This is a genomic window from Labrys sp. 22185 (assembly GCF_052045555.1).
GTDB classification, from domain to species: domain Bacteria; phylum Pseudomonadota; class Alphaproteobacteria; order Rhizobiales; family Labraceae; genus Labrys; species Labrys neptuniae.
This window is the reverse complement of the sequence record NZ_JBQEPH010000099.1, coordinates 1-4,234: the sequence shown is the minus strand read 5'-3', so window position 1 is coordinate 4,234 and position 4,234 is coordinate 1. Positions and strand designations below refer to the sequence as shown.

The following is a 4,234-nucleotide window of genomic DNA, read 5'->3' as shown; positions in this document are numbered from 1 at the left end:
GTTTCGAGAAAACCGCTAGAAATTATCTCGCCGTCATAACCCTTGCCGCTACAGTTCTATGGATCAGATAAGTGTCCACAACTCCTAGAGTTTTCGGCGGATGACGTCCTGCAGCATCTCCTTGTCCAGCGACAGGTCCGCCACCAGCTTGCGCAACTTGGCATTCTCATCCTCGAGCAGCTTCATCCACCGCATCTTCGGCGGCGTCAGGCCCTCGTATTTCTTCTTCCAGTCGAAATAGGTCGCCTGGCTGATCCCGGCCCGCCGACAGATGTCCGCCACCGGCACGCCATCCGCGCCCTGCTTGAGAATGAACGCCTTCTGTGCTTCCGACCCGAAGGGCAGCGAAGCAAAAAAATCGATGCCTTCATCGTCTTCCGCTCCTCCCAGCCTCGGGGTTCGGCTGCGGAAAGCTCTCATTTAAAACAGTCCAATTTTAAGGGCTCAGATCACCCCGCTTCGCCGGCGACGACCTTCCTGCTTCGGCGAAACTTCTGCGCGGGTCTCGGACATATCGATCAGACTAGTCAAAATGTCGATCATAAGACTCACCCTTACATAAGGGTGAGAAAGTGTCCGGTCATTTCCGGGAGGCTGCTTCAGGGCGGCGTAAACTTTCTTTATAAAATATACTGTCTCCAAAGGACTAATTGCTCACGTCGGCCGAAGGGGTAAATTGTCAGCGTTGGTTGGGGCGGACACCGTTTTTCCTCCCAATCTGCGCCCGGCTGGGGCTGCCGGGAGATTCTCCGGGTTGGGCAGGATTTCTCAAGCAACGTTCGTGGCTCTATTGTGAGTGCCGTACCTTGTCAGATTCCGGAGAGACCCCTATGCCTAACAAGTTAGCAGTAACACTAGCCATTATAGGCTCTCCAAGATCACGGCGAACAAAATGGTTGTTCGATTGCGATCCGACCAGCCTGAATAAGCATATGGCGTTATCATGCGCTCCGAACGCGAGAGATCAGGTCAGCCCCACCATCATCAAGCTCGGGGCAATCTCGATTACGGCCACGGCGAATTTTGTCAAATCAATATCGTCGTGCCTGGGTGCAGCCCACCCCCGACGATCCGGCCTTGTCCGCGCTTTGGAGTGTTGCGCGCCCTCGCCTCGGACGATGCCGATCGCGGAATTGGTTGAGTAATTCACCGGAGCGCGTTCGTGCTTGTCTTTGTCGGTGCCTCGGGGGGGCGCATATCGGGCCTCGAAAGGGAGGTCGCCTTTGGGCGTGATTGCCGCGCTACTCCCGGCCGCCGCGCCCCTTTTGAGCGAGGTGTAGAGTCGATTGGCGGCGCCAATGGTGGCTTGGCTTCACCGGGCGATACTCCAGTCACGGTGTTTGACGGCAAGTTGTTTGACCGAAAGGAATTTTCGGTGAAGGCAATGAAGAGAGCCGGTTGCGATGCTGAAACACTGAGCCTCAGAGCATTGACGCATTACATTCGACTGGTTTAACGCCTCTATTACAGATGAGTAATCAATAATGTCATTTCCCAATAAGGAAAAAGTTGCGTGGGCCAAAGAAAAAGCTCCATATTTTGTCCGCGAACTTCGGGACAATAATGTTGATCTTTGGATTCAATACACCCGAGAAGAAATAGAGGTCGGCGCAATATCTTGGGAAACCAGCGGGCCGATGAAGGACATTGTTAATGCTCTATTCCCCGGCAGCACACTGTCTGATGTCACATATATAATGATCGAAACACGATCTTTGGTGCGGGCGATGTTAAATCTTCCAGCATCTCCTCTTGATGAGCGGTGAGTGTTAGGATGCCCGTAGAATATCTTTATGTAGATGCGAATGCACTCTCGTTTGCTCACTCTAGAGGAGGGCGTCCTCTTTTAGATGCTATAGCAAATTATGCGAATTCCATTGGCCGGAAACTGGCGATATCTGACGTCGGGCTGTTCGAAATTAATAATGATCTCCGCTCTCCCCAGCTACTAAGATGGATATCGGATTATCGTGTTGAAGATTTTAACACGAGAGCCGGTGCACTTTTTAACTCCGGGATACTTTCTAGGACTAACGCTGGCGATTACGCAATTGCTGAGTTGGTTGCTGCAGATGAGTTTAATGGCGCGAGATCAATAGTATGGAGCGATGATAATTTCTTTCGACAATTTGAGATAGGAAATTATTATAATAAAGGATCAGTGCCGTATAAGGCTGGACTTACTCCGCCATCTGACTTTTATATGGCGACTGGGTATTCGATGAATACGTCGGAATTGCTGTATGGCGCACTGAATAAGGGGGTACTCAGCTCTAGTCAATATCAGTCCGTTAGGGATATTTATTACAAGGTTCCGCAATTTAACTCCGCCGACCGAAGTACTAATCCTTATCAGAAATTTATCAATCCAGGTTTTCGGGAATTTCTTGAACCGGAAGGGAACTATTACGCTTGGGCTGAACCACGAGTTGCTGCGTGGGGGACGACGTTGGCATCCTATGGAGTCACACTTCAGGGAGCTTTGGGTGTCCGAGCACCGTATTATGGCAGTCTAGTGATGGGGGCAGCCGCTGATGGCTTAGCTGACACATTAGGCGTTGCCTTCCGGCTAGTGGGCTCAAGGGCCTTCATGACTGCCTCGATGATTCTAGAATCAAGACCGACTGGCAGCCCCTATGAGAACGATGCTGCAAGATTGCGGGCACTACCGTCCTATCTTGCAGCCAAGAGCCTCATCGAAAGCGGCTATTATGCTGGCAAGTATTATTATTTTACAGACGGTTCTCTTACGCCGGATAGCCCCGATGTTAAGGATATGCTCTACGATCGCGAAGGCAATCTTGTGCCTGGAAGCGAACAACTCGCCGAGCTTGTCAAATGGTTCCCGACGGCATCGCAGACCCCTGAAGAACTTTGGAATAGGACACGCCAGCAACTCGCTGACTATCGGGCATTTTCGCAAATTTCCCAGAGCGCACTGGACCAACAGTTTTTGGAATCGCCGGCGGCCCGCTCGATCGTAGCGTTGCACGGAATTCAATTTGGCGCGTCGCCGAGGGACTATTCCGGGTTCATGCAGGCATATCAGCCGCCCGTCATCCATTTTGCCTTCAATCCAGCCGACCCGTTGGGCTGGGCCGCCGACAATGGCGATTTCTCGGCGATCGCCCGGATGGTGGCATCGCCTTTCGCGGTTCCGTCGCGCTACACTGGCGCGCCCAACACCGTCAATCCCGATGCGTATTCCCTGAACAATCTGCCGGCCTCCAGGCTTCGCTCGATCATCGATGCGGGCGGCCAATCGCAACTTCAGAACCCCTATAGATCCTGGTCCGATTTCGACGCTGCCCAAGCCACGAGTGCGTTTCTGGCTGGCGGCAAGCTGCCGGGCTCACTCAACTTCAACGCCTTGAACCGGTTGGGCAACCGCATTCTGGCGGACCTGAACAGGCTGGCTCCGCAGGCTACCCCGACAATTGGTGGATCGTCGGGAAGGATTCCGGTGCCACCTGGTTACACCCAGCAACTGTCGAGCTTCCATGCCGCAGCAACCGCACCTATTTCGCCCTCACAGGCTCTGCCGAGCAATTTTTCGACGCCCTCCGGTTGGCAACTCCTCAGCAACAATGGCTATGGCGGGATTGGTCTGGGTAACGGCGCCGTCATCGGATACAATCCCAATTTCGCGAATGGGCGTGTTCCCGGCATATCGTTTACAATTCCTCTTCCTCCTTTTCCTGTCATCCTGGATCTGGACGGCGACGGGCTTCGCATCGATCCCTTGTCGTCGTCGACCCAATTCGTCGACCAGAATGGAGATGGGTATCACAGCCGTATCGCCTGGGCTGGGAAGGGCGATGGTGTCCTTGTCCTGGATGCCGATCACGACGGCAAGCTCAGCAATGCCAAGGAGTTTGCCTTCACCGAATGGGATTCGACCGCCAAAGGCGATCTCGAAGCTCTGAAGAACATCTTCGACACCAATCACAACGGCAAGCTCGACGCCGGCGACGCCAAATGGGCGGATTTCAAGGTTCTTGTCGACGGCCAGATGAAGAGCCTGAGCGAGCTTGGCATTGCCTCCATCGATTTGACGCCGTCAGGCAGCGGACAGAGCTTCAGCGACGGCTCGGCGATTACGGGCACCACCACCTTCACGCGAACCAATGGCACGACGGGTGCGGCTGGCGATGCCGTCCTGGCCACGGAATCGGGCAGCTATATCGTCAAGCAGACGAAGACCACGAACGCCGATGGGTCGGTCACCACGGAT

2 protein-coding genes and 1 pseudogene are annotated in these 4,234 nt (G+C 53.8%); 2 read left to right on the top strand and 1 reads right to left on the bottom strand.

Features of this window, described 5'->3' with window-relative positions; genetic code table 11:
* Positions 1 to 90: 90 nt before the first annotated feature.
* Positions 91 to 345, bottom strand: a pseudogene (locus tag ACTJKX_RS37925) (transposase); the annotation flags it as partial.
* A 1,139-nt stretch (positions 346 to 1,484) separates the two neighbouring features.
* On the opposite strand from ACTJKX_RS37925, the gene ACTJKX_RS37920 reads away from it, so the two are divergent.
* Positions 1,485 to 1,766 (top strand): hypothetical protein, encoded by a 282-nt coding sequence (locus tag ACTJKX_RS37920; RefSeq protein WP_394315700.1) that lies wholly within the window; start codon positions 1,485 to 1,487, stop codon positions 1,764 to 1,766.
* 455 nt (positions 1,767 to 2,221) lie between these two features.
* A partial coding sequence (locus tag ACTJKX_RS37915; protein WP_440728478.1) for a hypothetical protein occupies positions 2,222 to 4,234 on the top strand: 2,013 nt, incomplete at its 3' end.

What these genes read in the sequence shown, in the direction of transcription:
- ACTJKX_RS37920 (WP_394315700.1), top strand. Translation starts at nt 1,485, where the DNA reads ATGTCATTTCCCAATAAGGAAAAAGTTGCGTGGGCCAAAGAAAAAGCT.